We start from the raw sequence: 25753 nt of genomic DNA, 5'->3' as shown, positions 1-25753 counted from the left end.
CGGGACGGCGTGAGCAGGGGAGGGCAAGGAGGACGGAGCGGGGCGGGCCCGCTCCGTCGAACGGTCTCCAATATAGACCAGGTCTCCAGTAGAGACCAGGTGCGGATCGGAGACCGCAGGTCTACCCTGGGCGTATGACGACGGAGGAAGCGGCCCGGGTCGAGGTCGAGCGACGGGCGGAAGACGCCGGGGTCGGGCGGGAGCCGGAAGGCGGAGGCCGGCAGCCGGCAGGCGAAGGCCGGGTGCCGGAGCCGGAGCCGGGGCCGGGACCGGAGCCGGAGCCGGGACCGGAGCTGGACGTCTTCGCCCAGCTCTGCCCCAGTCGCGAGCTGTTCGCCGAGCTCGCCGACAAGTGGTCGATGCTGATCCTGATGAGCCTGTCCGCCTGTGGGCCGCAGCGCTTCTCCGAGCTCCAGCGCGGGGTCGGCGGGGTCAGCCGCAAGATGCTCACCCAGTCGCTGCGGAGCCTGGAGCGCAGCGGGCTGGTGCTCCGCACGGTCTTCCCGGAGACGCCGCCGCGGGTGGTCTACGACCTGCTGCCGCTCGGCCGCGAGCTGGCCGCGCTGGTCGCCCCGCTCGGGCGCTGGACGGAGCGCCGCGCCGGGCAGATGCTTGCGGCCCGCGAGGAGTTCGACGCGGCGCACGCCGGGGGCTGACGGCCCACGGGGCCCGGGGTGGAGCCGATTTCCCTTCCGGGCCGACGGCCGTGTAATGTCTTCCTTGTTCGACCGGCCAGGCGGAAACGCAAGGCCAAGCCCCTATAGCTCAGTCGGTAGAGCGTCTCCATGGTAAGGAGAAGGTCTGCGGTTCGATTCCGCATGGGGGCTCCACTGAAAGACCCTCGCCTCGCGGCGGGGGTCTTTCGCGTTCTGTGCACCGGGCTCCGCCCCGTTCCGCCGCTGGTCCCGCGATCCTCGGTGGCCTAGCGGGTCGGGTACGGAATGCGTTGTGATGGTGCGTCATCGGCCGCCCGCCCGCGGGGTGCGGGCGCGAGCCGGACCCCGACCGGGAGGGCGTCATGGGTGTTCGACTCGTGGTGGTCGACGACCACCGGCTGCTGGCCGAGGCGCTGGCCACCGCGCTGCAACTGCGCGGGCACCGGGTGCTCGCGGTCGGCTCGCCGGCCGGTGTGGCGGCCGATCTGGTGGTCGGGCGGCGGCCCGAGGTGTGTCTGCTGGGGGTGTCCGCGCCGGGCGAGCCGGGGGCTTTCGACGGGCTGCGCCGGATCCGCCGGGAGCGGCCCGAGGTGGCCGTGATCGTGCTCGGGCCGGTGGGTGAACTCCGGGGTGTGGCCTGCGCGTTCGCGGCCGGGGCGGCGGGGTACGTGCCCAGCGACGAGCGGATCGAGGTGGTCGAGCGGGCGATCGGGCGGGCCCGGGCGGGCGAGGCCGCGGTGACGGTGGACGTCCTGCGCGGGGCCTTCGACCAGTTGCTGCGCCCGGTGGCCGAGCCGGACGACGAGGCGGTCCGGCTGCTGCGGCTGCTGACCCGCCGTGAGGTGCAGGTGCTGGCCCGGATCGCGGACGGCGAGGACACCGCGGCGATCGCGGCCGGGATGCGGATCGCCGCGAGCACCGCCCGCACCCACGTGCAGCGGGTGCTGATGAAGCTGGGGGCGCGCACCCGGCTGGAGGCGGCCGCGGTGGCCGCGCGCACCGGCCTGCTGGAGCGGATGGCCGACGGCCGGCGGACCGCCGACGGCTGAGCGGGCTGCCGGGTTGCCGGGTTGCCCGCGGGGCGGCGGCGCGGCAGCGCCGTGGAGGTCGGCTGAGGAGTGGGTGAGAATGCCGGGGAGCGACCGCCCCGGTGGTCCGGAGCACCCCGGCGGGCAGGGACAATTGAGCGCAGTCGTACGCATTCCGTCGATGGCGCCGCCGACCGCGCGGACCATCGCCCGCTGGAGGTCTCATCATGAGTAAGTACCTGGTCACGGGTGGCGCCGGCTACGTCGGCAGCGTGGTGGCCGCGCACCTGCTGGAGGCGGGTCACCAGGTGACCGTCCTGGACGACCTCTCCACCGGCTTCCGCGAGGGCGTCCCGGCCGGCGCCGAGTTCGTCGAGGGCCGGATCCAGGAGGCCGGCCGGGTGCTGGACGGCTCCTTCGACGGCGTGCTGCACTTCGCCGCCTCCTCGCAGGTCGGCGAGTCGGTCGTGGACCCGGAGAAGTACTGGCGCAACAACGTGGCGGGCTCGCTGGAGCTGATCACGGCGATGCGCGCCGCGGGCGTGCGCAAGCTGGTGTTCTCCTCGACCGCGGCCGTCTACGGCGAGCCGGAGGTCGTGCCGATCGCCGAGACCGCCCGGACCTCGCCGACCAACACCTACGGCGCCAGCAAGCTCGCCATGGACCACATGATCACCAGCGAGGCCGTCGCGCACGGCCTGGCCGCCGTCTCGCTGCGCTACTTCAACGTGGCCGGCGCGTACGGCGCCTACGGCGAGCGGCACGACCCCGAGTCGCACCTGATCCCGCTGGTCTTCCAGGCCGCGCTCGGCCGGCGCCCGCACATCGCGGTGTTCGGCGACGACTACCCGACCCCGGACGGCACCTGCATCCGCGACTACATCCACGTCGCGGACCTGGCCGACGCGCACCTGCTGGCGCTGGACGCCGCCAAGCCGGGCGAGCACCTGATCTGCAACCTGGGCAACGGCAGCGGCTTCTCGGTGCGCGAGGTGATCGAGTCGGTCAAGCGCGTCACCGGCCGGGAGATCCCGGTGCAGGTCGTCGGCCGCCGCGCGGGCGACCCGGCCGTGCTGGTGGCCTCGGCCGAGCGGGCCCACCAGGAGCTGGGCTGGACGCCGCGCCGCCCCAACCTGGACGACATCGTCGCCGACGCCTGGAAGTTCACCCTGGAGCAGACCGGCGAGTAGTCGGGCGAGCAGTCCGACGAGTAGGTCGGCGAGCAGACCGGCGGGCAGTCCGGCGACGGCCCCGCCGGCCGGGCCGGAACGGGACGGCTCCCGGGGCGCGCTCCACCGCGAGCGCACCCCCGGGGGTCGTCCGCCCGGTCAAGTCCGGCCCCTCGCGCACCACCTGACGAAACTTCACCGAACCGCCACGGGAGCGTTTCCCGGCCCGTACGCTGAGTGCGGTACCGGTGGGGGCCGGCGTCCTTTCGGCTTCACCGGCCACCGGTGGGCGGGCGGAACGGCGGGTCCGGAACGCGGACGCCGGACCGGCCCCCGTCCCCGGGCTCGGGCGCTCTGAGCAGGGGGTAGTGACGATGGGGCGGATCCGGGTCCTGGTGGTCGACGACCACCGGATCTTCGCCGAGGCACTGGCCGCGGCGCTCGCCGCCGAGCCCGATGTGGAGGTGGGCGCGGCCGGTAGCGCGGCCGCCGCCGAGCGGGCGCTGGAGCGGGCCGCGGCCGAGGGGCGGGCCTACGACGTGGCGCTGATCGACGCCGACCTGGGGGGTGAAGCGGGCGGTCCGGCGGCCCGGGCCCGGCCCGGTCCGGAGGCGGCCGAGGAGGCCCGGCGCCGCCCGGCCCCGGGGGTGCCCGCCGCCCGCAGGCCGGGTGCCGCCCCGCTCGCCCCGCCCGTCCCGGCGACCGCCGCCGCCCGTCCCCCGGACCAGCTCCGCGCCGAGCAGCTGCGGCCCACGGCCCCGCCGCCGGACGGCATCACCCTGCTGGGCCGGCTCCGCCGGGCGCATCCGGGGCTGCGCGGGGTGGTGCTGGCCACCGCGGACGATCCGCACCGCGCCGCCCGGGCGCTGCACGCGGGTGCCACCGGCTGGGTGGCGAAGGAGAGTTCGCTGGCCCGGTTGCTCGCGGTGGTCCGGGGGGTGCTGCGGGACGAGACCCACCTGCCGCCGGCGCTGCTCACCGGGGTGATCCGCGAGCTCACGACGGCCCGGCGGGACCGCACCGAGAGCGAGCGCCTGGTGGACACCCTGACCCCGCGGGAGAAGCAGATCCTGCGCTGCATGGTGGCGGGCCTGGGTCGGCAGGCGGTGGCGGAGCGGCTGTACCTGTCGCCGCACACCGTCCGCACCCACATGCAGAACGTGCTGGGGAAGTTGGGGGTGCACTCCACGCTGGCCGCCGTCGCGGTGGCCCGCCGGGCCGGGGTCAGTCCGGCGGAGCCGGCCGCGCCGCCGTCGATCGCCTCCACGCCGTAGCGGGAAGCCGTAGCGGAGCGTCGGGGCCGGACGCCGCAGCGGTGGTCGTCAGCCCGGGATGTTGTCGAACGGGGCGACCAGCAGCCGCAGCAGGCCGGCGAGTTCGCCCTGCTGGCCGGAGCTGAGCTGGGCCAGCAGTTCGCGCTCGTGGGCGAGCAGGCCGGCCAGGGCCTGGTCGGCGCGGTCGCGGCCGTCGTCGGTGAGCCGGACGAGCACGCCGCGCCGGTCGTCGGGGTCGGGCAGGCGCTTGACCAGGCCCTTGCCGGTGAGGCGGTCGATCCGGTTGGTCATGGTGCCGGAGGTGACCAGGGTCTGGGTGAGCAGCTGGCCGGGGGAGAGCTGGTACGGGGAGCCGGCCCGCCGCAGGGCGGTCAGGACGTCGAACTCCCAGGGCTCCAGCCCGTGCTCGGCGAAGGCGGTGCGGCGGGCGCGGTCGAGGTGGCGGGCGAGCCGGCTGACCCGGCTGAGCACCTCCAGCGGCTCCACGTCGAGGTCGGGGCGCTCCCGGCGCCACGCCGCGACCAGCCTGTCGACCTCGTCCTCCATGACGATCAGTGTATCGGTGGATGTGTCGATGTGAAGTCTCTTGACATCGAGAAATGTGCCAGCGAGGCTTTTCGGCGATATCTTGATGTCGAGATACCTGCGAGGTGAACCATGACCAGCCCCGTCTGGGACCCGGCGCAGTACCTGCGCTTCGCCGACGAACGCACCCGCCCGCTGCGCGACCTGCTCGCCCGCGTCCCCGCCCTGCCGAACGAGCCCGCCCCGACGGTCCTCGACATCGGCTGCGGCCCCGGCAACTCCACCGCCGTCCTGCGCGAACGCTGGCCGAAGGCCCGGCTCACCGGCCTCGACAGCTCCGCCCCGATGCTGGAGGCCGCCCGCACCGACGGCGAGCCCACCGCCGACTACCTGCTCGCCGACGCCCGCGACTACGACCCGGCCCCGGCCGCGCCCGACCTGATCGCCTCGAACGCGACCCTCCAGTGGGTGGACGGCCACCTGGCGGTGCTGGCGCGCTGGGCGGACGCCCTGGAGCCCGGCGGGGTGGTCGCCGTCCAGGTGCCCGGCAACTTCGAGGCCCCCAGCCACACCCTGCTCGCCGAACTGCGCCGCAGCGCCCGCTGGCGCGACGCCCTCGGCGCCGACGCCGTCCGGGGCGGTGTCCACCCGCCCGGGCGGTACCTGGACGTCCTCGCCGGGGCCGGCTGCGCCGCCGACGTCTGGGAGACCACCTACAGCACCCTGCTGCCCGGGCCGGACCCGGTGCTGGAGTGGGTCAAGGGGACCGCGCTGCGGCCCGTCCTCGGCCGGCTCGCCGACCCGGCCGACCGGGCCGCCTTCCTCGCCGAGTACGGGCGGCTGCTGCGCGAGGCCTACCCGGCCGGGCCGCACGGGACGGTCTTCCCGTTCCGGCGGATCTTCGCGGTCGGGGTCAGGCGGTAGCCCGTCGCCCGGCGTGACGACGGGCGGGCGGACGGGCGGACGGGCGGACGGTCAGGTCAGGCGGTCGCCGACCAGCCTCGGGTGCCGCTCCAGGCCCTCCAGCCCGTGCCAGGCGAGGTTCACCAGGTGCGCCGCCACCGTGGCCTTGTCCGGCTTGCGGACCTCCAGCCACCACTGGCCGGTCAGCGCGACCATCCCGACCAGCATCTGCGAGTACATCGGGGCCAGCCGGGCGTCGAAGCCCCGGGACTTGAACTCCAGGCCCAGGATGTCCTCGACCTGGGTCGCGATGTCGCTGATCAGCGAGGCGAAGGTGCCGGTCGACTGGGCCACCGGGGAGTCCCGGACCAGGATCCGGAAGCCGTCCGTCGAGGTGTCGATGTAGTCCATCAGCGCGAAGGCGGCCTGTTCCAGCAGCTCGCGCGAGTGCCCGCCGGTCAGCGCCCCGGTCACCATGTCCAGCAGCAGCTGCATCTCGCGGTCCACCACCACCGCGTAGAGCCCTTCCTTGCCCCCGAAGTGCTCGTACACCACGGGCTTCGACACCCCGGCGCGCTCGGCGATCTCCTCCACCGAGGTGCCGTCGTAGCCGCGCTCCGCGAAGACCGTCCGGCCGATCTCCAGCAGCTGTTCCCGGCGCTGCTTGCCGGTCATCCGGACCCGGCCGCCCCGGCGGCGCGGGGCCGGGGCGGCCGCGGACCGGTCGGCGGCGCCGTCCGCGGTCCGGTCGGCACCGCCGTCGGGAGCCGCGCCCGGCGCCGCAGCGGCCCGCGGACGGGCCGGCGCCGTTCCGGGCGCCGGGTCCGTCCGCGTGCTGTGGTGACCGCCTGTGCTGTCTGCGCTGCTCCCGTTCACCCCTACATCATGCTGGAAGCGCCGCCTCATGCGGCGCGGCGGGCGGCGATCCGCTCCGCGTCCGGCCAGCGGACGTCCCGGACCCAGCCGGCCAGCTCGAACCAGCGGATCAGCCGGGCCGAGGAGTCGATCTGTCCGCGCAGGACGCCGTGCCGGGCCGAGGTCGGGTCGGCGTGGTGCAGGTTGTGCCAGGACTCGCCGCAGGAGAGCACCGCGAGCCACCAGACGTTGCCGGAGCGGTCCCGGGAGCGGAACGGGCGCCGGCCGATGGCGTGGCAGATCGAGTTGATCGACCAGGTGACGTGGTGCAGCAGGGCGACCCGCACCAGCGAGCCCCAGAAGAAGGCGGACAGCGCGCCCTCCCAGGACAGGCTCACCAGGCCGCCGACCAGCGCGGGCAGCAGCAGCGAGATGGTGGTCCAGAGCCAGAACAGCCGGGAGATCCGCCGCAGCGCCGGGTCGCCGACCAGGTCCGGGGCGTACTTGAGCTGCGGGGTCTGCTCCTCGTCGAACATCCAGCCCATGTGGGCCCACCACAGGCCCTTGACCAGGGCCGGGACGCTCTCCCCGTAGCGCCACGGCGAGTGCGGGTCGCCGTCCTTGTCGCTGAACCGGTGGTGCTTGCGGTGGTCGGCCACCCAGCGCACCAGCGGTCCCTCGACGGCGAGGCTGCCGACGACGGCGAGGGCCAGCCGCATCGGGCGGGGGGCCTTGAAGGAGCCGTGGGTGAAGTAGCGGTGGTAGCCGACGGTGATGCCGTGACAGGTGAGGAAGTACATGGCGACGGTGACCGCGACGTCGGTCCAGCCGAGCCCCCGGCCCCAGGCCACCGGTACGGCGGCGACCAGCGCGGCGAACGGGACGAGGATGAAGAGGCCGAGCGCGATCCGCTCGGCGGCCCCCTGCTTCTCGCCGCCGCGGGTGGCGGACAGCCGGGTCGCGGCGTCGGCGGAGGGATCGGGGGAGGGGTCGGGGAGGGCGGTGGCCCCCGCGTGCGCCTCGTCGGCCTGGATGGTCATGGGCGTCCCTTCGCGGCGTCCCGGAACGGGACAGAGCGGACCTACGTTGGCGTAACCTACGGCATCGTAGGTTGCGCTCCGTGTCCAGGGGAACACACCCCCGCGCGGCGCTTGAGTGAATTCACCCGACTGGATGGATGAACCCGGAACCCCTCCCGTGCCCGGATCGGACGGGCCAGGAGGGTCGGCATTGGTGGTAGATGTGAGGCGCGCTACCCCGTAGTCTTGGCCCAGCGCGCCGCCGGGCCTCCGGCGGTGGAGCTCCGGTCCCGGATCGTCTAAGGGCAGGACAGCTGGTTTTGGTCCAGCTTATGGGGGTTCGAATCCTCCTCCGGGAGCACTGAGTACGGCCGCGGGCGGGCATGCGCGGGCCGGGCGTCTGGCGTTTCGGCTCGCCGCCCCGCACTATCCTCGAACTGCCAGAGCACATGTGCGGACCGCGTTCTGGCCTGCTCTGCCCTCTCTTTGAACCTAATGAGGAGCCTCCCCGCATGGGTGCCAATTCGCTTGCCGCCGTTGTCGTGCTCGCCGCCGGTGGTGGGACCCGGATGAAGTCGAACAAGGTGCCCAAGGTGCTGCACGAGGTGTGCGGGCGCTCGCTGGTGGGTCACGCGGTTTCGGCGGCCGGGGAACTGACGCCGGGGCAGCTCGTCGTGGTGGTCGGCCACCAGCGCGAGCAGGTCGAGGAGCACCTGGCGACGCACTACCCGGCCGTGCGCCCGGTCGTGCAGGAGGAGCAGAACGGCACCGGCCACGCGGTCCGCACCGCGCTGGAGTCGCTGGCCGCCGACGGCGTGACGCTGGACGGCACCGTGATCGTCACCGCCGGGGACTCGCCGCTGCTCACCGGGGACACCCTGCGCCGGCTGGCCCGCTCGCACGAGGCCCAGCAGAACGGCGTCACCGTGCTGACCGCCGTCGTCCCCGAGCCCTTCGGCTACGGCCGCATCCTGCGCGACGAGGACGGCACCGTCGCCGCGATCGTCGAGGAGCGGGACGCCAGCGACACCCAGCGCGCCATCGCCGAGATCAACTCGGGCGTGTTCGCCTTCGACGCCAAGCTGCTCACCGAGGCGCTGGCCGAGCTGACCACCGACAACTCGCAGGGCGAGGAGTACCTGACCGACACCCTGGAGATCCTGCGCGAGGCCGGGCACCGGGTCGGCGCCGTGGTCGCCGAGGACCACCGGGACATCCTGGGCATCAACGACCGGGTCCAGCTCGCGCAGGCCCGCCGGCTGCTGAACGACCGCCTGCTGGAGCGGGCGATGCGCGCGGGCGTCACCGTGGTCGACCCGGCCAGCACCTGGATGGACGTCCAGGTGACGTACGAGCCGGACGCCGTGGTGCTGCCGAACACCCAGCTGCAGGGCGCGACCCACCTGGGCGAGGACTGCGAGGTGGGCCCGAACTCCACCCTCCGGGACACCCTGGTCGGCGCCGGCGCCCGTGTGAGCAACACCACGGCCGACCGCGCCGAGATCGGCGAGCTCGCCTCCACCGGCCCGTACGCCTACCTGCGGCCGGGGGCGAAGCTGGCCCGCAAGGCGAAGGTCGGCACCTACGTCGAGGTCAAGAACTCCGAGCTGGGCGAGGGCGCCAAGGTGCCGCACCTCTCCTACATCGGCGACGCCACGATCGGCGAGGGCACCAACGTCGGCGCGGCCTCGGTCACCGTGAACTACGACGGGGTGAAGAAGCACCGCACCGTCATCGGGGCGCACTGCCGCACCGGCTCGGACAACATGTTCATCGCCCCGGTGACCGTCGGTGACGGCGCTTACACCGGCGCGGGCTCGGTGATCACCACCGACGTTCCGCCCGGCGCACTCGGCGTGAACCGCGCGCAGCAGCGCAACATCGAGGGCTGGGTGGAGCGCAAGCGCCCGGGCACGGTGTCCGCGCAGGCCGCGCGGGCCGCGACCGACGGCGCGGCCGAGGTCTGACGCGCCCGCCGGGGACCGGTCGGCCGGTCCCCGGGGCGGACGGTTTCTGCGCGGGCGCGTAACCTGGGGGACATACGTGCGCCACTGGGCTTACCGCCCGTGTCCAGGCGTACCGACATTCCCCGATCCCCTCGTGAGTGCGGGCTGCGCCTGCCCTCCTCGGGAGCGGGGTTCAGCGTCCGCAACACGAGGAGACGGTGCAGTGAGCGGGATCACGACGTCGGGTGAGAAGAAGCTCAAGCTCTTCTCCGGCCGTGCCCACCCGGAGCTGGCGAGGGAGGTTGCCGAGGCGCTGGGGACCGAGCTGGTCCCGACCAAGGCCCTGGACTTCGCCAACGGCGAGATCTACGTCCGCTTCCTGGAGTCGGCGCGTGGCGCGGACTGCTTCGTGATGCAGAGCCACACGGCTCCCATCAACCAGTGGATCATGGAACAGCTGATCATGATCGATGCTCTCAAGCGGGCCTCCGCCAAGAGCATCACCGCGATCCTGCCGTTCTACGGGTACGCCCGCCAGGACAAGAAGCACCTCGGCCGCGAGCCCATCTCGGCCCGTCTGGTCGCCGACCTGCTCCGCCAGGCCGGTGCCGACCGCCTGATGGCCGTCGACCTGCACACCGCGCAGATCCAGGGCTTCTTCGACGGCCCGGTGGACCACCTGTTCGCGCTGCCGCTGCTGGCCGACTACATCGGCGAGAAGGTGGACCGCTCCAAGCTGACCGTCGTCTCGCCGGACGCCGGCCGGGTCAAGGTGGCCGACCAGTGGTGCGACCGGCTGGACGCCCCGCTGGCGATCATCCACAAGCGCCGCGACATCACCCAGGCCAACACCATCCTGTCGGCCGACGTGGTCGGTGACGTCGACGGCCGGGTCTGCGTCCTGGTCGACGACATGATCGACACCGCCGGCACCATCTGCGCCGCCGCCGACGCGCTGTTCGAGAACGGCGCCGCGGACGTCCTGGTGGCCGCCACCCACGGCGTGCTCTCCGGCCCGGCCGCGGACCGGCTCAAGAACTCCCGGGTCAGCGAGTTCGTGTTCACCAACACGCTGCCCACCCCGGCCGAGCTCCAGCTGGACAAGATCACCACGCTGTCCATCGCCCCGTCGATCGCCGCCGCGATCCGCGAGGTCTTCGAGGAGGGCTCGGTCACCAGCCTCTTCGAGGGCGTGCACTGACGAAGCCCCGCGCAGGCGGCCCCGGACCACCCCGGTCCGGGGCCGCCGCCGGTTCGGGGCCGCTGCCGGTTCGGCGGGGGGCGCCGGGTTCGGCGGGGGCGTCGGCCGGGGGCCCGATTTCGTCGCAGCGGGCCGGTGCGGTTAGACTCGTGAAACTGCTCGGCGAGGGATGTCGTGTGCCCGCTCGACGGACACCGACTCCGTGATCGACGCGCTGCCGTAACGGATTCCGTCCGCCGGCAGAAGTCGTTGCCGCCGAGTGACCCCCGAACGTACTGAGGGTGTGGTCCCGGCGGTTTTTCGCGTTGCCTGCACCCCCGCGCCATTCTTCACGAGGAGTGCAGTCGTGTCCGAGATCCGCATTGCCGCTGAGACCCGTTCCGAGTTCGGCAAGGGTGCCGCCCGTCGCGCCCGCCGCGCCGGCTTCGTCCCCGGTGTCGTCTACGGCCACGGCCACGCCCCGGTTCACCTGAACCTGCCCGGCCATGACCTGATGATGGCCCTCAAGACCCCGAACGCCCTGCTGGTCGTTCCGATCGAGGGCAAGGACGAGTACGTCCTGCCGAAGGCCGTCCAGCGCGAGGCCATCAAGCGCACCATCGAGCACGTCGACCTGCTGCTGGTCAAGCGCGGCGAGAAGGTCACCGTCGAGATCCCGGTCCACACCGAGGGCGAGCTGGCCCCGGGCGGCAACCTGCTGGAGCACGTCCTCAACGCGCTGCCGGTCGAGGCCGAGGCCACCCACCTGCCCGAGTCCGTCACCGTCTCGGTCGAGGGCCTGGAGGCCGGCGCCTCCATCCACGCCAAGGACATCGCCCTGCCGGCCGGCGTCACCCTGGCCGTCGACGCCGACGCCGTCGTGCTGCAGGTCATCGGCGCCCAGGCCTCGCAGGCCGACGCCGACGCCGAGGCCGCCGAGGCCGAGGGCACCGAGGCCTGAGCCTCCGGTACCCCGTAGCTTTCGAACGCTGCCCCGGTCGCTCCCCTGGAGCGGCCGGGGCAGCGGTGCGTCCAGGATGATCGGGATGACGGCGTCGGGCGCGGCGTCGAGCGCGGAGTCGAGCGCGAGGGAGAAGGGAAACATGGCGGAGGAGTACGACGGGCCCTGGCTCGTGGCGGGGCTGGGCAACCCGGGCGAGCAGTACGCCCGGAACCGGCACAACATCGGTTTCATGGTGGTCGACCTGCTGGCGCAGCGGATGGGTGCCAGGTTCAAGGCGCACAAGAGCCGGGCCCAGGTGGCCGAGGGGCGGTTGGCGGGCAAGCGGGTGGTGCTCGCCAAGCCGATGTCCTTCATGAACCTCTCCGGCGGGCCGGTGACGGCGCTGCGGGACTTCTACAAGGTGCCCGCCTCGGCGCTGATCGCCGTCCACGACGAGCTGGACATCGACTACGCGGCGCTGCGGCTCAAGCTGGGCGGCGGGGACAACGGCCACAACGGGCTGAAGTCGATCACCAAGTCGCTGGGCCCGGACTACCACCGGGTGCGCTGCGGGATCGGCCGGCCGCCGGGCCGGATGGAGGTCGCCGACTTCGTGCTGAAGGACTTCTCCTCGACCGAGCGCAAGGAGCTGGAGTGGTTCGTGGACCGCTCGGCCGACGCGGTGGAGGCGCTGCTGTCCGAGGGGCTGGAGCGGGCGCAGGGCACGTACAACTCCTGAAACGGGCGGCGTCTGACGTGACGTCATGCGCACGGTGTGCCGGGTACACAACAGTCGTACAACGCTTGCCCGGTAAACCTGAATCCGTGTGAGAACCCTGTGCGGGATCGGATAGCGTCGGCCCGGTACGCGAACGGGTCCTGGGGAGTTCTCGATGCGCAGATTGCGTCCGGTCCGCCGACTCCGGCGGCTCCGGGTGGTCCGGCTCAAGCAGTTCGGACGACGGGTCGGCACCGCCGGTGCCCTGGGGGCGGCCGGGATGCTGCTGTCCAGCGGCGCGGTGGCGCACGCCGATCCGGTGGCCGAGCCCGATCCGGCGATCACGCCGGAGCCCGCGGCGGCGCAGTTCGCCCCGCTGCTGGGCGAGTCGGTCGGCCCCGACGCGGGGCTGCTGGCGGTCGGCGGCGGCCTGGTGGTCGTGGCCGGCGGGGCGGCCCTGTGGCTCAAGCGCCGGCGCGCGGGCGAGCCCGCGGAGTAGGAACGTACGTACGCAGGGCCGGTGTCCACGGGACGTGGACACCGGCCCTGCGTCGTTCGGCCGGGCGTCAGCCGGTGTTGCGCAGGCCGGCGGCGATGCCGTTCACGGTGAGCAGCAGCGCGCGGGCGCGCAGCGGGTCCTCCGGGCGGCCGGTCGCGACCTCCTCGCGCTGGCGGCGCAGCAGCGCGACCTGGAGGTAGGAGATCGGGTCGAGGTAGGCGTCCCGGACGGTGAAGGTCTGCTTCAACACCGGGTTGTGCTCCAGCAGTTCGTTCTCGCCGGTGAGCCGCAGCACCTCGCGCAGGGTGAGGTCGTGCTCGGCGACGATCTGGTCGAAGATGTGCCGCAGCTCGCCGGGCACCAGCTGCTCGACGTAGTGGCGGGCGATCCGCAGGTCGGTCTTGGCCAGCGTCATGGCGACGTTGGACAGGAAGTTGCGGAAGAAGTGCCACTGGCCGTGCATCTCGTCCAGCACGTCGCCGAGGCCGGCCGCGCGGGCGGCGGCGAGGCCGGAGCCGACGCCGTACCAGCCGGGGACGACCTGGCGGGACTGGGTCCAGCCGAACACCCACGGGATGGCCCGCAGGCCGTCCAGGCCGGCGCCGGAGTCGGGGCGGCGGGACGGGCGGGAGCCCAGGTGCAGCGAGGCGAGCTGGTCGACCGGGGTGGAGGCGAAGAAGTACTTCGGCAGGTCCTCCTGGTCGACCAGGGCGCGGTAGGAGGTGTGGGCGGCCTCGGAGACCCGGTCCATCGCGGCGTCCCAGCGGGCCAGTTCCTCGGGGGCCTGGCGCGGGGCGGTGTGCAGCGCGGAGGCGGCGAGGGTGGCGGAGATGGTCAGCTCCAGGTTCTCCCGGGCGAGGGAGGGGAGCAGGTACTTGTCGGAGATGACCTCGCCCTGCTCGGTGACCTTGATCTCGCCCTCCAGGGTGCCCCAGGGCTGGGCCAGGATGGCTTCGTGGGACGGGCCGCCGCCGCGGCCGACGGTGCCGCCGCGGCCGTGGAAGAGGCGCAGCCGGATGCCGTAGCGGTGGGCGACGTCGCGCAGTCGGCGCTGGGCGCGGTGGATCTCCCACTGGGAGGTGGTGATGCCGCCGAACTTGGAGGAGTCGGAGTAGCCGAGCATGACCTCCTGGATGTCGCCGCGCAGCGAGACGAGCAGCCGGTAGGAGGGGTCGGAGAGCATCTCGTCGAGGATGCGGTCGGCCTGCTGGAGTTCGTCGGTGGTCTCCAGCAGCGGCACGATGCCGATCTTGGCGATCCCGGCGTGCAGGTCGATCAGGCCGGCCTCGCGGGCCAGCACGGTGGCGGCGAAGACGTCGTCGGCGCCCTGGCACATCGAGATGATGTAGCTCTCGACGATCTCGTCGCCGAAGCGCTCGAAGCCCTGGCGGATGGTGTTGAAGACGCCGAGGGTCTTGGTGCCGGCCTCGTCCAGCGGGGCCGGGGTGGGGGCCAGCGGGCGGCGCGAGCGGAGCTCCTTGGCGAGCAGCTTCTGCCGGTACTCGCGGGGCATGTCGGCGTAGCGCCAGGCCTCCTCGCCGAGCCGGTCGAAGAGCTGGCCGAGGGCGTGGTGGTGGGCCTCGGCGTGCTCGCGGACGTCCATGGTGGCGAGCTGGAGGCCGAAGGCCTCGATGGTGCGGATGGCGCGGGCCAGCCGGCCGTCGGCGATCAGCTCGCCGCGGTGGGCGCGCAGCGATTCCTGGATCAGCCGCAGGTCGGCGACGAGTTCGCGGGTGCCGAGGTAGTCGCGGCCCTCGACGTGCGGGGTGCCGCCGGCCAGCCGCTCGCGGGTGTTCTCCAGCTTGAGCCGGATGCAGGTGGCCTTGAGGCGGTAGGGCTCCTCGGCGTTCATCCGCTTGTAGCGGGGGCTGAGTTCGGGGAGCCGGTGCAGGTCGGTGTTGAGCGAGGCGAGCAGTTCGACCGAGGCGCCGGCCAGTCGCTCGGAGGTGGAGAGGGTGTTGCGCAGGTCGTCGATCGCGGCGAGGGCGTCCTGGATGCCGTACTCGTGCTGGAGGTTGAGGACGTCCCAGGTGACCTGCGGGGTGACGTTGGGGTTGCCGTCGCGGTCGCCGCCGATCCAGGTGCCGAAGGTCAGCGGGCGCACGCCGTCGGGCAGGTTGAGGCCGACCCGGGCGAGCTCCTCGTGCAGTTCCTCCAGCACCTCGGGGACGGCCTCGCGGTAGAGCTCGTCCAGGTAGTAGACGGCGTTGCGGGCCTCGTCGGTGGGCTCGGGGCGGGCGATGCGCAGTTCGTCGGTCTGCCAGAGCAGGTCGATGACCTCGGCGAGGCGGCGGTCGGCGGAGCGCTTGGCGCTGCTGGTGCGGGCCGGGTCGGCGGCGGCCAGGCCGTTGCTGAGCTCCTCGCGGTGGATCCGGTCGAGGAGTTCGCCGATCCGGCGCAGCTTGTTGAGCACGCTGCGGCGGGCGGCCTCGGTGGGGTGGGCGGTGAAGACCGGGCGGACCGCGAGGTTGGCCAGGGTGTCCTGGAGGTGCTTGGGGTCGGCCTCGGCGAGCTGGTCGGCGGTCTGGGCCAGCAGCGAGCCCTCGCGGGCGCGGCGGGTGGCGAACTCCCGGCCGCGGTGCACCTGTTCGGTGACGTTGGCGAGGTGGAAGTAGGTGGAGAAGGCCCGGACCAGCTTGGCGGCCGTGTCCAGGTCGATGTCGGAGAGGAGTTCGGCGGTGGCCTCGCCGTCGGTGCGGCTGAGCAGGCGGACCTGTTCGACCAGGCCCAGCAGCTGGGGGCCCTCCTGGCGGACCAGCGTCTCGCCGAGCAGGTCGCCGAGGCGGCGGATGTCCGCGCGCAGGGCCGAGTTGTCCTCGGCTGCGCCGGCGGCGAGGACGGTGGGGCTGTCCGCCGGGGTGGGGACCGGAGCGGTCACGGCTGGCTCCCTCTGGTGGTGGGGTTCGGCAACGGCTCATCGTCACAGGTCCACGCGCAGTGTGGCGGGTGTGACGCGTGCGGACCGCGCTGTCCGACGCGACCAGCATAGGTGTCGGGGCGGTCGCTGTCCGCGAGGTGGCCGGATGGCGGACAGGGCTGCCGAAAACCACCTGTGGTCTGGACCACTTGAGGGGGGTAGGGGGTGTGCCGGGCAATCCGGGTGGGGAAGGGCGGGGGTTGCCGCTTAACCTGTCACGCATGAGCAAGTCGCCTGGGGAGCGCGTGCCGGTCCGGTCGTTCTGGTGGTGGAAGCGGCGGCGCAGCGCCCTCCTCGACGTCGGGCTGGCGCTGCTCGCCGCGGTCGAGTGCTCGGCCAGCACGATCGCCTTCCTCTCCGCCCGGATGCACGTGAGCGTCCTCGGCATGGCCGGGATCGCCCTGCTCGGCACGCTGGCCGGCGGTTCGCTGGTGGTGCGCCGGCGGTGGCCGGCCGTGCCGGTGGTGGCGACCCTGCTGGTGCTGCCCGGGATGCTGGGCGTGCTGCTGCTGGTGGTGTCGCTGTACACGCTGGCGGAGACCTGGGAGTGGCCGTCCCGGCGCCGCCGGGTGGTGGCGCTGTCCGGGCTGGCCTTCGCCGAGGCCGGCGCCGTGATGGCGCTCCAGCTGATGACCCCGGACGACTCGGTCGCGGCGGAGCGGACCCCGCTGTGGGGCCTGGTCGTGCTGTCGCTGCTGGTCGCGGTCGGACTGACCGTCGCCCCGGTGGTGACCGGACTGTACGTGGGGGCGCGGCGGCGGCTGATCGAGTCGCTCAAGGACCGTGCGCACGGCCTGGAGACCGAACTGGACCTGCTCGCCGAGCAGGCCCAGGAGCGCGCCCGCCGGGCCCGGTTGGAGGAGCGCACCCGGATCGCCCGGGAGATGCACGACGTGGTCGCCCACCGGGTCTCGCTGATGGTGGTGCACTCCGGGGCGCTGGAGCGAATAGCCGTCAAGGACCCGGAGAAGGCCGCGCAGAGCGCCAGGCTGATGGGCGAGGTGGGCCGGCAGGCGCTGAACGAGCTGCGCGAGATCCTCGGCGTGCTGCGGATGGACGACGAACGGCCGCAGGAGCCGGACTCGCTGGCCGTGCTGCCCCGGCTGGTCGACCAGTCCCGGGCGGCCGGGATGGCCGTGACGCTGACCGTCAGCGGCAGCCGGCAGGAGTTCACCGGCGAGGCCGAGCAGACCGCCTACCGGGTCGTCCAGGAGGGGCTGACCAACGCCCACAAGCACGCGGGCGGGGCGCAGGTGTCGGTGCTGCTGGCGTACGCGCCGAACGGGGTGCGGGTGAGCGTGGTGAACGCCTGCCCGGGCGGGGAGCGGGGGGCGGCGCAGCTGCCCAGCGGGGGCAACGGGCTGGTCGGGATGCGGGAGCGGGTGATCGCGCTGGGCGGCACCTTCTCCTCCGGGCCGGAGGCGGACGGCGGCTTCCGGGTCGAGGCGGTGCTGCCGTCCCGGCTGGCCGTCCGCGCGGACCGGCTCGGCCGGCCGGGCGCCGCGGGTCCGGCCTGATCCACGGGAGGCGCCTCAGCCCGGCGTGGACGGGCCCTGGCCGTACGCGCGGCCGTACTCCTCGGCGGTGCGCAGCCGTTCCGGGGCGGTGCCCAGGACCAGGGTGCTGATCGCCTGGTCGATGCCGTGGCCGAGGAACCACTCGCCGGTGTGGTCCAGGCTGTAGACCCGGGCCTCCTCGTCGACGGCCAGCAGCGCCTGCCCGTAGGCCTCCTCGCCGAGCGGGGCGAGCCGGCTGCCCAGGGCCCGGCCGAGGTCGAACAGGGTGCGCGGCTGGTGCAGCCCGCACATCGGGTCGATCAGGAACGAGGTGCGGGCCAACTGGCGGCCGGGGCCGGAGAGGTCGAAGGCGAGGCCGCCGAACTCCGCCCAGGCCTCGACGGCCGCCGGGAACACCGCGTGCGGGACGCCGCCGGGACCGCCGTGCCCGACCAGGGCGTCGGCCCACTCCTCGGCCTGCCGGATCTGCCAGCGGCCGGGGTGCCAGCCGGCCGCCTTGAGCTCGGCGGCGACGTCGGCGGGGAAGCGCGGGCGGGTCCGCCCGGTGGGGCCGGCCGGGGGCGGGGTGCCCGGGGCGAGGGTGGCCGGCGGGGGCGGGGGCGGGCTGGGCGGGTTCAGGGCGTGCTCCGGGGCTCGGGGACAGGGGGCGTACGAGAGGCGTACGGGAGGCGGGCGGGCGCGGGCGTCCGGCGTGCGGACGCTCAGCGCGCCGGCGGCCCGACGGCGACGCTCTGCACCGTGAAGTGCTCCAGCATCGGTGCGCAGGAGCGGCACGGCGGGGCGTGGGTGCCGTGGGCCGGGTCGCCCTCCTCGCGGATCCGGAGCGTCGTCATCCGGGAGCCCTTGAGCGCCTTGCGGGCTTCCTGCAGGCTCATCGGCTTGCGGGCGGCGCGCTTGGAGCGCTTCCCGTCGACCGTGGTCAGGTACTGGGAGAGCAGGACGGCCTCCGGGCAGCGGCCGGTGAACCGTTCGCGGGCCTCGACCGGCAGGGTGTCCAGGAACTCGCCGACCAGCGGGTGCAGGACCGGGCGCCGGTCGTCCTTGTCGCCCGCCAGGGTGTGCACCTCGCCGCCCTTGGGCGACAGCGCGGCGGCGACGGCGGGCAGCAGGCTGTCGCGGTGGTGGCGCAGCACGGGCGGGCCCGCCGGCTCACCGGTGGTCATGCGGTGTCCTCCTCCTCGTTCCTGGCGGTCCGGTTCCCGTTGGCTCCGGTCGGTCCCGGGGCAAGCCTGTCATTCGGTACCGACAACCGCACAACCGGGGTGCGGGGCGGACCGAACACCCGTACGGCCACCGGCCGGCCGGGCACCCGTCCCACCCGCATCCTGGCCGCCCACCGGCCGGACCCGCACAGCATCGTCATGACTTGTCCGTCGATTTACCGAAACCGCCCCCGGTCCGGACCCCGCCCGGTACGGTTCCGGCAGCGAGCCCCGGGAGGGCCCCGGGCGGGCCCCGGTGGCAACGGCGACGCCGGGGCGGTGCTCACCGACGACGACGAACTCGCCGCCCCCGTACGGCCGATCGGCGGCCACGGCGCCCGCGACGAGTCACACAGGCCCGGCAGGTAGGGGTCGTGGAGGTGTTGCGGCGGGCCCCGGGTGCGAGGGGTCGGCCGGGCGGGTGACCCAATAGGCTGGTGCCCAGCAAGCGCACCGAGCATTTTGCAGCAGCCAGTGGGGGCTCCCAGATGACGACAGGTCGGCCCGGCGTCACCGCCGCACCGAACGCGGCGTACGCAGGTCAGGTGGTGCAGTTCCCGGACCCGGTCCGTGCCGAGCGGCACCCGGCCGGGGTCCGGGTGGACGAGGCCGGCTACCCGGACTTCGGTCCGTACGCCGCCGCGGCGGCCGAGGTCGCCGACCCGCCGCAGGGCTTCGGCGTGGACGAACTGCGGCTGACCGACTACGTCTCGGCCAACGCCGCCCTGTTCACCCAGGGCCACCCGCTCTGGGCCGACCTGGAGACCGCGGTGGCCACCCCGCCCGGCTGGACCTGGCACCACGCGGTCGGCCGGGCCGCCCCCGGCTGGCGCCGGATGGAGCTCGTCCCGGTCGAGGTCAAGTCCCTGCTGCGCCACCACGGCGGCCTGGCCACCTCGCCCGCCGACCACACCCGCCGGGGCACCCGCCCGCTGCAGGAGCGCCGGCCCGTCCACTTCTCGCTGGCCAAGGACGGCGGCGACCCGATCGGCGTCCCCGAGGACCTGGTGCAGCGCGCCGAGGAGCGCCTCGGCTACCAGCTGCCCGGTGCCTACCGCACCTTCCTCAAGCTCGGCGGCGGCCGCGGCCCGGTCGGCGTCGCGCTGGACACCGAGCTCGGCATGCTGCTCGACCAGCCGTTCCTCACCCTCACCGAGGAGTACGGCACCGAGGACGTCGTCTACGCCAACAAGTGCCTGCGCGACCACCTCACCAAGGACTACCTGGGCATCGCCTACGCGCAGGGCGGCCTGATCGCGCTCAAGGTGCGCGGCGACCGGATCGGCTCGGTCTGGTTCCACCTGTACGACGACGCCCGGGACTCCGGCGGGCCGGAGGCCCCCGAGGAGCGCTGCGCCCGGCTGCTGCTGCCCTGCGGGGACGACTTCGACGCCTTCCTGCTGCGGCTGGCCGGCAGCCCGCCGGAGCTGGAGACGGTCGCGGAGCTGATGGTGGACGGCGGGTTCGCCCGGGCCGTCCCGGTGGACTGACGTGAGCGCGGGAACGGCGTTGAGGGAACGAGTGGGGACGACGGGGACAGGGGTGAACCGGGCGTGGTGACGTACGCGCAGGCGCAGGAGCTCGCCGAGGAGTGGGTCAACGGCGGGGTGCCGCACGGGCAGCAGCGCGAGGTGCGGGTCCGGGAGTTCGACCTCGGCTTCGTCTGCTGGGCGGTCTCGCCCGCGGACACGGCGGGTGGGCCCGGTGCCGGTGCCGACGGCGGCGCGGGTGCGGGCGGGGCGCGGCTGGTGATCGCCCGCGACTCGGGCGCCAGCACGCTGTGGCCCGCGCTGCCCGTCAACGAGGTGGTCCGGCAGTTCGAGGAGGTGTACGGGCGGCCGGTCGCGGCCAACCCGGCCGGGGCGGCGAAGCCCGCACCGGGGCCGGTGGAGGCGACCTCCTTCCTGCTCAGCCCGCCGCAGTGGCTGCAGGAGGCGGGGGCGGCGGCGATCGCGGCGGAGGCCGAGAAGCTGGCCGGTGCCGCGGCCCCGGCTCCGACCCCGGCCCCGGCTGCCGCGCCCGTACCGGTCGCCGCGCCCGCGCCTGCCGACGTGCCGCCCGCGCCGCTGCCGCCCGCGCCCGTACCGGTGGCGCCCGCCGTGCTGACCGAGCCGCCGGTCTCCGCGCGGCCCGCCGGGGACGCGCCGACCATGCTCGCGCCGCCGCCGGGCGAGGACCCGTTCGCCGCCCCGCTGCCGCCGAGCGCCTCGACGCCGCCGCCCGCGCCGGTCGCGGCCGAGGCGGCGACCGTGCTGATGCCGGAGGGCCTGCGTACCTCCGGTTCGGACCTGCCCGAGGCGCCCGCCCCGGCCGGGGCCGAGGCCGCGACGATGCTGATGCCCCCGGGCGGCGGCCACGGCCTGCCGCCGGTCGGTGCCCAGCCGCCGGTCGCCCAGGCCCAGGCCCAGGCCCCGGCCGCGCCGCCCGTCGCCCCGCCCGCTCCGGTCCCGGTGCCCGCCCCGGCCGCCGAGCCGGCGCCGACGCTGCTCGCGCCGCCGGACGCCGTGCCCGGCCTGATGGGCCTGCCCGGCGCCCCGGCCGCCCCGCCCGCCGCCCCGGTGGAGCAGGCGCCCACCATGCTGGCCTCGCCCGGTGGGCTGGCCGGCCTGCCCGGCGCCCCCAGCCCGGCCGCCCCGCCCGCGGCTCCGCCGGCCCAGGGCGCCGGTCTCGGCCGCGGCCCGGGTTCGGCCCCGCCGCCGCCCCCGCCGGCCGCGCTGCGCGGCGCTCCGGGCGGACCGTCCGGTGCCTCCGGCTCGGGCGGGCTGGGCCGCAACCCCGCCTCGGCCCCGCCGCCGCCCCCGCCCGCCGGGCTGCGGCAGACCCCGGGGTCGGGCACGCCCGCCGCCGCTGCGGGCGGCCGGTCGGGCGGTTCGGTCCCGCCGCCCCCGCCGCCGGCGGGCCTGCGCTCCGGTGAGGCCCCGGCTCCCGCGCCGCAGGGCGGGCCCGCCCCGGCCGCCGCCGGTGTGGCGTACGAGGCGACCCAGCTGGCGAGCGCGATCGACCCCGCGCTGCTCGGCGGCCCGGCGGACCCGGGCACCCCGCCGTCCGGCGGTCCGGCCGTCCCGCCGCCGCCCGGCGGCCCGGCGGCTCCGGCCGCGCCCGCGGCCGGGTACGGCTACCCGAACGCGGGTGCCGCGCCCGGCGTCGTCCCGCCGACCCCGGTCACCGGCCCGCCGCCGGGCGCGCCGGTGCCGCCCGGGGTGCCCGCGGTGGGCCCGGGCTACTTCGCCGCGCTCAGCTACCGGGGCCCGGACGGCTCGGAGCAGAAGCTGCTGCACCGCAGCGAACCGGGCACCCCGCACCCGGAGTGGAAGATCCTCCAGGACCTGCGGCGGTTGAACGTGCCGCCGGAGCAGGTGCTGGAGCTCTACACCGAGCTGGAGTCGTGTGATCTGCCCGGCGGCTACTGCAACCGCATGATCGCGGCCTCCTGGCCGAACGTGCGGCTGACCCACACCGCCCCGTACGGCCGCGACCACGCCTCCCGGCAGGCCGGGATGGCCGAGCTGCTGGACCACCTGGACGAGCTGCACCAGCTGGCCTCCGGTGCCCAGCGGGTCCGCCCGTTCCGGGTTCCGCTGCCCGCGCCGGGGACGGTCCAGGCGCTGCCGCCGGCGCCGCCGCAGCAGCTCGCCCAGGAGCTGGGGACGGCCTTCGGCCAGAACCTGTTCCGCTACGAGCAGCGCGCCGTCTCCCGCCAGGGCGTGCCGGAGCCGGTGTCGCAGACGCTGACGTGGGCCGGGCTGCCGCGCGACTTCGGGCCGTTCTTCTGGGCCCAGGCGCAGGAGGGCCGGCCGATCCCGACGCTGGCCGAGCTGGCCGCCGAGCGCGGCCTGCAGCAGGGCCCGGACTTCGGCGGCTACCTGGTGCTCGGCAACGACTACGGCCGTCAGCTGTGCGTCCAGTACGGCACCGCGAACGTGGTCGCCGTGGACGTCGACGGAACCGGCCAGCCGCCGCGCTTCGTCAACGCCGGTGTACCGGAGTTCGTCCGCGCGCTGGCCCTGCTGGGCCGGATGTGGCGGCTGCGGTACGGGCTGACGCCGGAGCAGGCCGGTCGCTGGACGACCGACTTCCAGGCCCAGCTCGCCGCGATCGACCCGGCGGCCCTGCAGACCGCGGACACTTGGTGGGCCGTGCTGCTGGAGCAGTTCTGGGACGGTCTGCTGTAGCGGACCGTCGCGGATCCTCGCAGGTGGGAGGGGTCGTTCCGGTGTCCGGAACGACCCCTTCGGCGTGCCCCGGCAGCTGTGCCTCGTTGGGGTTTCGTCCGGATCTGCGCAAAATAGGTCAAGAGGATGGGTCTCATCGCCCCGTCCTCGACACATTCCGGTCCGCACGACGACCGGATTCGGCCCCGGTGTCCCAACCGGTTCCGGATCCGTCCAGTCCGTCCGATCATGGGCTCCGCAGCCCGCGAAACGAGGGGAAGAGCCCATGAGCGACGCCGTCCCCCAGTACGGCTTCACCCAGGCCCGGCGCGGCTACGCGCCCGAGCAGGTCGACCGGGCGCTGGTCGCCCTGACCGCACAACGTGACGAGGCCTGGGAGCGGCTGAGCGTCCTGGGAGCCGGGATCCGGCAGATGGAGACCAGGCTCGACGACATCCGCCAGGCCGCCGAGGAGGCCCCGGAGCCGGACTACGAGGTGCTCAGCGAGCAGGCCGCCGGCCTGGCCGAGATGGCCCGGAACGAGGCCCGCGCCGTCAAGGAGAAGGCCCAGCGCTTCGCCGAGGACCTGCGGGACGAGGTCTACGAGGCCGGCCAGGAGGCCGACAAGGCCGCCAAGGAGTACGCCACCACCACCCGCGCCGAGGCCGACGCCGCCGCCCGCCGCACCGACGAGCGCACCCGCGCCGAGGCCGAGGGCATCCGCGCCGAGGCCGACCGGGAGAGCCGCGCCGCCCGGGACGGTGCCACCGCCTACGCCGCCAAGGTCCGGGTGGCCGCCGCCGAGGCCAGCGAGCACGCCGAGGCCGAGCTGGCCGCCAGGCGCCGCAAGGCCGACGAGACCTTCGCCGAGGCCCAGGCCAAGGCCGACGCCGAGGACGCCGAGGTCTCCGCGACGGCCGAGCGCCGGGTCAAGGAGGCCGAGCAGCACCGGGAGACGGTGCTGAACCGGATCAAGCAGCTGGAGGCCGACGCCCAGGCCAAGGCTGACCAGCTGGTCGAGAAGGCCCGCCGGGAGGCCGAGAAGATCAACGCGGAGAGCGAGCGCGAGCAGCAGGCCTTCGACGCCCGGCTGGAGACGGTGCAGCAGCACCTGGACCACATCAAGGCGACGCTGGCCTCGCTCACCGGCGCGGCGGTCGGGCAGATCGAGCCCGAGCGGCTGGCCGCGGCCGCCGCCGGGGCCGCCGCGGCAGCCGCGGCCGGACCGGCGGACGCGGTCGTGGACGCGGTGGCGGACAAGGCTCCGGTCGACTCGGAGGCGGACACCGGGGAGATCCCGCTGCCGGACCTGCGCAGCGCCGCGACCCCGGCCGACGGACCGGCCGACGCTCCCGCCGCTGCCCCGGCGGCTGCCCCCGCCGAGGCTCCCGGAGGTGCCCGGCCCAGCGGTGCGCGGCCCGGTGCGACGGCGCTGCTGCGGCAGCCGGTGGTCGGCGGCGCCGTGGCGGCCAGGACCGCCGATGCCAGGACCGCTGACGCCAAGCCCGTCGACGCCAAGCCCGTCGAAGCCGAGGCCGGGGGCGCCGTCGACCCGGTGGTGACCGGTCCGGTCGTCCCGGCCGCGGTGCCGCCGAAGCCCGCGACGCCGCCCGGGCCCGTGGCCGACGTGGACGCGGCGGAGGGCGTGAACGGTGCGGCAGGCGCCGTGGGTGCCGCGGGCGCCGAGGAGACCCGGGTCATCCCGAAGATCATCATCGTGGACGACGGCGCCGGTTACGCACCCCCCAACACGGTGTCCTACCGCCGCAAGTAGTCCTCAGCCGCCCTCGCCCGCGATCAGCCGGGTGAGCTTCGCGTCCTGGGCCCTGACCGCCTCCTGCTGGGCGGTCAGGGCCTGTGCGTTGTGGTCGATCAGCTGCCGCTGGTAGCCGGCCAGCACGGCGAACCAGAGGCCGGCCAGGCCGGAGCGGGCGGTGCAGTCCGCGTCGGCGCGGGCGGCGGCCAGCTCGGCCGGGGTGGGCTCCGGCGTGGTCGAGTACCCGTGCGCCAGCTCCTCGGGGGAGGTGGTCCGGAAGCCGGCGGCCGTCATGCAGGCGGTCCACTGCCCGGTGGCCGCCACCACCCGGGCGTCCCGGGCGGTGGCCGTCGTCGACTCCTGGAACAGCCGGTCGACCAGTCGGCTGCCCGCCGCCGGCGGCGAGCCGATCCGTTCGGCGGTCTGCCGGTCGCAGTCCACCCGGGCGCCGTCGTAGGCCTCGCCGGAACCGGCCGGGGCGGGGTCCGGCCGGGGGGCCGTCCGCCGGGGCGGGTGGAAGCCCAGGGTGGCGGCGGCCTCCGCGCCGAGGTAGCCCCAGGCGCCGGCCGGCAGTGCGGTCGCGTTGTCCGGCGGCTGGGCGGCCTGCAGCCCGTCCCCGGTGAACCCGGCGAAGCCGGCCCGGTGCATGCACGAGACGGTCAGCGCGTTCCGGGCCTGGATCTCCTTGACCGCGGACCGGTCGTCGGCCTGATAAGCGGACAGCGGAAGTCCGGTCAATCCGCCCCGGCCGGATTCCGGAGCGGCCGTGGAACCGAGCACCGGCGGGGTCGGCGCGGAATCGGCGGAGGCCTTTCCGGATTCGCTCGAACAGCCCGTGGACAATACCGAAAGGGTGGCCGCGAGCGTGGCGGCGGTGAATCGTCCGAATCGGGCGGGAGGTGCCAAGCTTCTGCTCCGATCCTCAAGCACGGCAGGCGTGTTGGGACCATAGCTCATGTCGTCCGGGTACGTTCCCCGGTCGCCGGGCGAATCCCGGCTTGGCCGGAAAACACCTGTGCGGTGCGGGCCCGCCGTGCAAATCTCGGGAACCCGGCCGTTGTCGACGGAGCCGTTGTCGAGGGAGGGGTTACATGATTCGCCGCACCGATCCCCGCTCCACCGTTCGGAACGGAATGGGCAAGGCCCGTCGCGTCGGCGTTCTGGCGGTTCTCACGGCCGCCGCCGCGACCCTGCTGCCGACGACCGCGGCGCGGGCCGTGGAACGGGTCGACTGCGGGAACCGGGACGATTTCGCGAAGGTCTGGAACTACGGCTACAGCGGGCAGCTCTGCTTCGCGAACGACGGCTGGATGTCCCTGCGGGTCTACAACGTCGACCGGATCGACGCGGGCAACAACAAGGTCATCACCTATCTGGGCGGCGGACTCGGCTCCTGGACCGTCTTCACCTGGGAGCGCTACGACTTCAACGCCAACCAGGGCCGCCAGGTGATGATGTACGACATCAACCTGTCCCGCTGGTAGGGCCGGAGCAG

The 25753-nt window shown here is 74.5% G+C and carries 22 protein-coding genes and 2 tRNA genes; 17 read left to right on the top strand and 7 right to left on the bottom strand.

From position 1 onward, the window contains the following. Nucleotides 1-134 precede the first annotated feature (134 nt). The 5 genes from ACFXOZ_RS09025 (at nucleotide 135) to ACFXOZ_RS09005 (ending at nucleotide 4127) form a co-directional block, all read left to right on the top strand. Nucleotides 135-656, top strand: coding sequence for a winged helix-turn-helix transcriptional regulator (locus ACFXOZ_RS09025; protein WP_380588719.1), 522 nt, complete (start codon nucleotides 135-137; stop codon nucleotides 654-656). A 98-nt stretch (nucleotides 657-754) separates the two neighbouring features. After that, nucleotides 755-830 (top strand) — tRNA-Thr (locus ACFXOZ_RS09020). Nucleotides 831-1018: 188 nt separating this feature from the next. Then, entirely contained in the window at nucleotides 1019-1705 is a 687-nt protein-coding gene (locus ACFXOZ_RS09015) for a LuxR C-terminal-related transcriptional regulator (protein WP_380588716.1), read from the top strand. Nucleotides 1706-1911: 206 nt separating this feature from the next. Then, nucleotides 1912-2874: a UDP-glucose 4-epimerase GalE gene (gene galE, locus ACFXOZ_RS09010; protein ID WP_375892711.1), complete on the top strand. Its 963-nt coding sequence runs from the start codon at nucleotides 1912-1914 to the stop codon at nucleotides 2872-2874. Between the two features lie 353 nt (nucleotides 2875-3227). Further along, entirely contained in the window at nucleotides 3228-4127 is a 900-nt protein-coding gene (locus tag ACFXOZ_RS09005; RefSeq protein ID WP_380523996.1) for a LuxR C-terminal-related transcriptional regulator, read from the top strand. Nucleotides 4128-4175: 48 nt separating this feature from the next. Here ACFXOZ_RS09005 and ACFXOZ_RS09000 read toward each other — a convergent pair whose 3' ends face one another. Then, complete coding sequence (locus ACFXOZ_RS09000; RefSeq protein ID WP_360231165.1) at nucleotides 4176-4673, bottom strand: MarR family transcriptional regulator; 498 nt, start codon at nucleotides 4671-4673, stop codon at nucleotides 4176-4178. 111 nt (nucleotides 4674-4784) lie between these two features. Here ACFXOZ_RS09000 and ACFXOZ_RS08995 point away from each other — a divergent pair, with 111 nt between their 5' ends. Then, a complete protein-coding gene (locus tag ACFXOZ_RS08995) occupies nucleotides 4785-5576 on the top strand; it encodes a methyltransferase domain-containing protein (protein WP_380523994.1) in 792 nt (263 codons plus the stop codon). Nucleotides 5577-5627: 51 nt separating this feature from the next. Here the strand turns inward: ACFXOZ_RS08995 and ACFXOZ_RS08990 are convergent, their stop codons facing one another. Together ACFXOZ_RS08990 and ACFXOZ_RS08985 are read right to left on the bottom strand one after the other, a co-directional pair. Further along, nucleotides 5628-6230 (bottom strand): TetR/AcrR family transcriptional regulator, encoded by a 603-nt coding sequence (locus ACFXOZ_RS08990; protein ID WP_375892821.1) that lies wholly within the window; start codon nucleotides 6228-6230, stop codon nucleotides 5628-5630. 227 nt (nucleotides 6231-6457) lie between these two features. Beyond that, complete coding sequence (locus ACFXOZ_RS08985; RefSeq protein ID WP_375892707.1) at nucleotides 6458-7450, bottom strand: acyl-CoA desaturase; 993 nt, start codon at nucleotides 7448-7450, stop codon at nucleotides 6458-6460. Nucleotides 7451-7717: 267 nt separating this feature from the next. On the opposite strand from ACFXOZ_RS08985, the gene ACFXOZ_RS08980 reads away from it, so the two are divergent. The 6 genes from ACFXOZ_RS08980 to ACFXOZ_RS08955 all read left to right on the top strand — a co-directional run bounded on the left by ACFXOZ_RS08980 (nucleotide 7718) and on the right by ACFXOZ_RS08955 (nucleotide 12715). Then, nucleotides 7718-7788, top strand: a tRNA-Gln gene (locus ACFXOZ_RS08980). Between the two features lie 153 nt (nucleotides 7789-7941). Beyond that, nucleotides 7942-9396, top strand: coding sequence for a bifunctional UDP-N-acetylglucosamine diphosphorylase/glucosamine-1-phosphate N-acetyltransferase GlmU (glmU, locus tag ACFXOZ_RS08975; protein ID WP_375892705.1), 1455 nt, complete (start codon nucleotides 7942-7944; stop codon nucleotides 9394-9396). A gap of 202 nt (nucleotides 9397-9598) precedes the next feature. After that, complete coding sequence (locus ACFXOZ_RS08970) at nucleotides 9599-10576, top strand: ribose-phosphate diphosphokinase (protein WP_375892703.1); 978 nt, start codon at nucleotides 9599-9601, stop codon at nucleotides 10574-10576. 346 nt (nucleotides 10577-10922) lie between these two features. Continuing rightward, nucleotides 10923-11516, top strand: coding sequence for a 50S ribosomal protein L25/general stress protein Ctc (locus ACFXOZ_RS08965; protein ID WP_375892701.1), 594 nt, complete (start codon nucleotides 10923-10925; stop codon nucleotides 11514-11516). 142 nt (nucleotides 11517-11658) lie between these two features. Beyond that, entirely contained in the window at nucleotides 11659-12237 is a 579-nt protein-coding gene (gene pth, locus ACFXOZ_RS08960) for an aminoacyl-tRNA hydrolase (protein WP_380588713.1), read from the top strand. A gap of 154 nt (nucleotides 12238-12391) precedes the next feature. Beyond that, nucleotides 12392-12715, top strand: a complete 324-nt coding sequence (locus ACFXOZ_RS08955) for a hypothetical protein (protein WP_375892699.1) — start codon at nucleotides 12392-12394, stop codon at nucleotides 12713-12715. 67 nt (nucleotides 12716-12782) lie between these two features. Here ACFXOZ_RS08955 and ppc read toward each other — a convergent pair whose 3' ends face one another. Then, on the bottom strand, nucleotides 12783-15593 hold the full coding sequence (ppc, locus tag ACFXOZ_RS08950) for a phosphoenolpyruvate carboxylase (protein WP_380531668.1): 2811 nt from the start codon (nucleotides 15591-15593) through the stop codon (nucleotides 12783-12785). 260 nt (nucleotides 15594-15853) lie between these two features. Here ppc and ACFXOZ_RS08945 point away from each other — a divergent pair, with 260 nt between their 5' ends. Further along, entirely contained in the window at nucleotides 15854-17149 is a 1296-nt protein-coding gene (locus tag ACFXOZ_RS08945) for a sensor histidine kinase (RefSeq protein WP_375892695.1), read from the top strand. Between the two features lie 15 nt (nucleotides 17150-17164). Here the strand turns inward: ACFXOZ_RS08945 and ACFXOZ_RS08940 are convergent, their stop codons facing one another. Both ACFXOZ_RS08940 and ACFXOZ_RS08935 read right to left on the bottom strand, forming a co-directional pair. Then, a complete protein-coding gene (locus ACFXOZ_RS08940) occupies nucleotides 17165-17767 on the bottom strand; it encodes an SUKH-3 domain-containing protein (RefSeq protein WP_380531677.1) in 603 nt (200 codons plus the stop codon). An 83-nt stretch (nucleotides 17768-17850) separates the two neighbouring features. Continuing rightward, nucleotides 17851-18312, bottom strand: a complete 462-nt coding sequence (locus ACFXOZ_RS08935; RefSeq protein ID WP_375892694.1) for a YwqJ-related putative deaminase — start codon at nucleotides 18310-18312, stop codon at nucleotides 17851-17853. A 527-nt stretch (nucleotides 18313-18839) separates the two neighbouring features. Here ACFXOZ_RS08935 and ACFXOZ_RS08930 point away from each other — a divergent pair. From ACFXOZ_RS08930 to ACFXOZ_RS08920, 3 genes are all read left to right on the top strand, one after another. Then, nucleotides 18840-19841 (top strand): SMI1/KNR4 family protein, encoded by a 1002-nt coding sequence (locus ACFXOZ_RS08930; protein WP_375892692.1) that lies wholly within the window; start codon nucleotides 18840-18842, stop codon nucleotides 19839-19841. Between the two features lie 63 nt (nucleotides 19842-19904). Continuing rightward, nucleotides 19905-22523, top strand: a complete 2619-nt coding sequence (locus ACFXOZ_RS08925) for an SUKH-4 family immunity protein (RefSeq protein WP_380588710.1) — start codon at nucleotides 19905-19907, stop codon at nucleotides 22521-22523. Between the two features lie 265 nt (nucleotides 22524-22788). Further along, entirely contained in the window at nucleotides 22789-24276 is a 1488-nt protein-coding gene (locus ACFXOZ_RS08920) for a hypothetical protein (protein ID WP_380588707.1), read from the top strand. 3 nt (nucleotides 24277-24279) lie between these two features. On the opposite strand, the gene ACFXOZ_RS08915 is transcribed toward ACFXOZ_RS08920, so the two are convergent. Next, on the bottom strand, nucleotides 24280-24996 hold the full coding sequence (locus ACFXOZ_RS08915; RefSeq protein ID WP_380588704.1) for a hypothetical protein: 717 nt from the start codon (nucleotides 24994-24996) through the stop codon (nucleotides 24280-24282). Between the two features lie 353 nt (nucleotides 24997-25349). Between ACFXOZ_RS08915 and ACFXOZ_RS08910 the strand changes: the two genes are divergently transcribed. Further along, entirely contained in the window at nucleotides 25350-25742 is a 393-nt protein-coding gene (locus tag ACFXOZ_RS08910; protein WP_380531560.1) for a beta/gamma crystallin domain-containing protein, read from the top strand. Nucleotides 25743-25753 lie beyond the last annotated feature (11 nt).

The organism is Kitasatospora sp. NPDC059160 (assembly GCF_042755465.1).
Classification (GTDB): Bacteria; Actinomycetota; Actinomycetes; order Streptomycetales; family Streptomycetaceae; genus Kitasatospora.
The sequence above is the reverse complement of the archived record's forward strand: the minus strand, read 5'-3'. Positions and strand labels throughout refer to the sequence as shown.

What these genes read in the sequence shown, in the direction of transcription:
- ACFXOZ_RS08930 (WP_375892692.1), top strand. Translation starts at nt 18,840, where the DNA reads ATGACGACAGGTCGGCCCGGCGTCACCGCCGCACCGAACGCGGCGTAC.
- ACFXOZ_RS08955 (WP_375892699.1), top strand. Translation starts at nt 12,392, where the DNA reads ATGCGCAGATTGCGTCCGGTCCGCCGACTCCGGCGGCTCCGGGTGGTC.
- ACFXOZ_RS08985 (WP_375892707.1), bottom strand. Translation starts at nt 7,450, where the DNA reads ATGACCATCCAGGCCGACGAGGCGCACGCGGGGGCCACCGCCCTCCCC.
- ACFXOZ_RS09000 (WP_360231165.1), bottom strand. Translation starts at nt 4,673, where the DNA reads ATGGAGGACGAGGTCGACAGGCTGGTCGCGGCGTGGCGCCGGGAGCGC.
- ACFXOZ_RS09005 (WP_380523996.1), top strand. Translation starts at nt 3,228, where the DNA reads ATGGGGCGGATCCGGGTCCTGGTGGTCGACGACCACCGGATCTTCGCC.
- ACFXOZ_RS08910 (WP_380531560.1), top strand. Translation starts at nt 25,350, where the DNA reads ATGATTCGCCGCACCGATCCCCGCTCCACCGTTCGGAACGGAATGGGC.
- ACFXOZ_RS08995 (WP_380523994.1), top strand. Translation starts at nt 4,785, where the DNA reads ATGACCAGCCCCGTCTGGGACCCGGCGCAGTACCTGCGCTTCGCCGAC.
- ACFXOZ_RS09015 (WP_380588716.1), top strand. Translation starts at nt 1,019, where the DNA reads ATGGGTGTTCGACTCGTGGTGGTCGACGACCACCGGCTGCTGGCCGAG.
- ACFXOZ_RS08945 (WP_375892695.1), top strand. Translation starts at nt 15,854, where the DNA reads ATGAGCAAGTCGCCTGGGGAGCGCGTGCCGGTCCGGTCGTTCTGGTGG.
- ACFXOZ_RS08920 (WP_380588707.1), top strand. Translation starts at nt 22,789, where the DNA reads ATGAGCGACGCCGTCCCCCAGTACGGCTTCACCCAGGCCCGGCGCGGC.
- pth (WP_380588713.1), top strand. Translation starts at nt 11,659, where the DNA reads ATGGCGGAGGAGTACGACGGGCCCTGGCTCGTGGCGGGGCTGGGCAAC.
- glmU (WP_375892705.1), top strand. Translation starts at nt 7,942, where the DNA reads ATGGGTGCCAATTCGCTTGCCGCCGTTGTCGTGCTCGCCGCCGGTGGT.
- ACFXOZ_RS09025 (WP_380588719.1), top strand. Translation starts at nt 135, where the DNA reads ATGACGACGGAGGAAGCGGCCCGGGTCGAGGTCGAGCGACGGGCGGAA.
- ACFXOZ_RS08935 (WP_375892694.1), bottom strand. Translation starts at nt 18,312, where the DNA reads ATGACCACCGGTGAGCCGGCGGGCCCGCCCGTGCTGCGCCACCACCGC.
- galE (WP_375892711.1), top strand. Translation starts at nt 1,912, where the DNA reads ATGAGTAAGTACCTGGTCACGGGTGGCGCCGGCTACGTCGGCAGCGTG.
- ACFXOZ_RS08990 (WP_375892821.1), bottom strand. Translation starts at nt 6,230, where the DNA reads ATGACCGGCAAGCAGCGCCGGGAACAGCTGCTGGAGATCGGCCGGACG.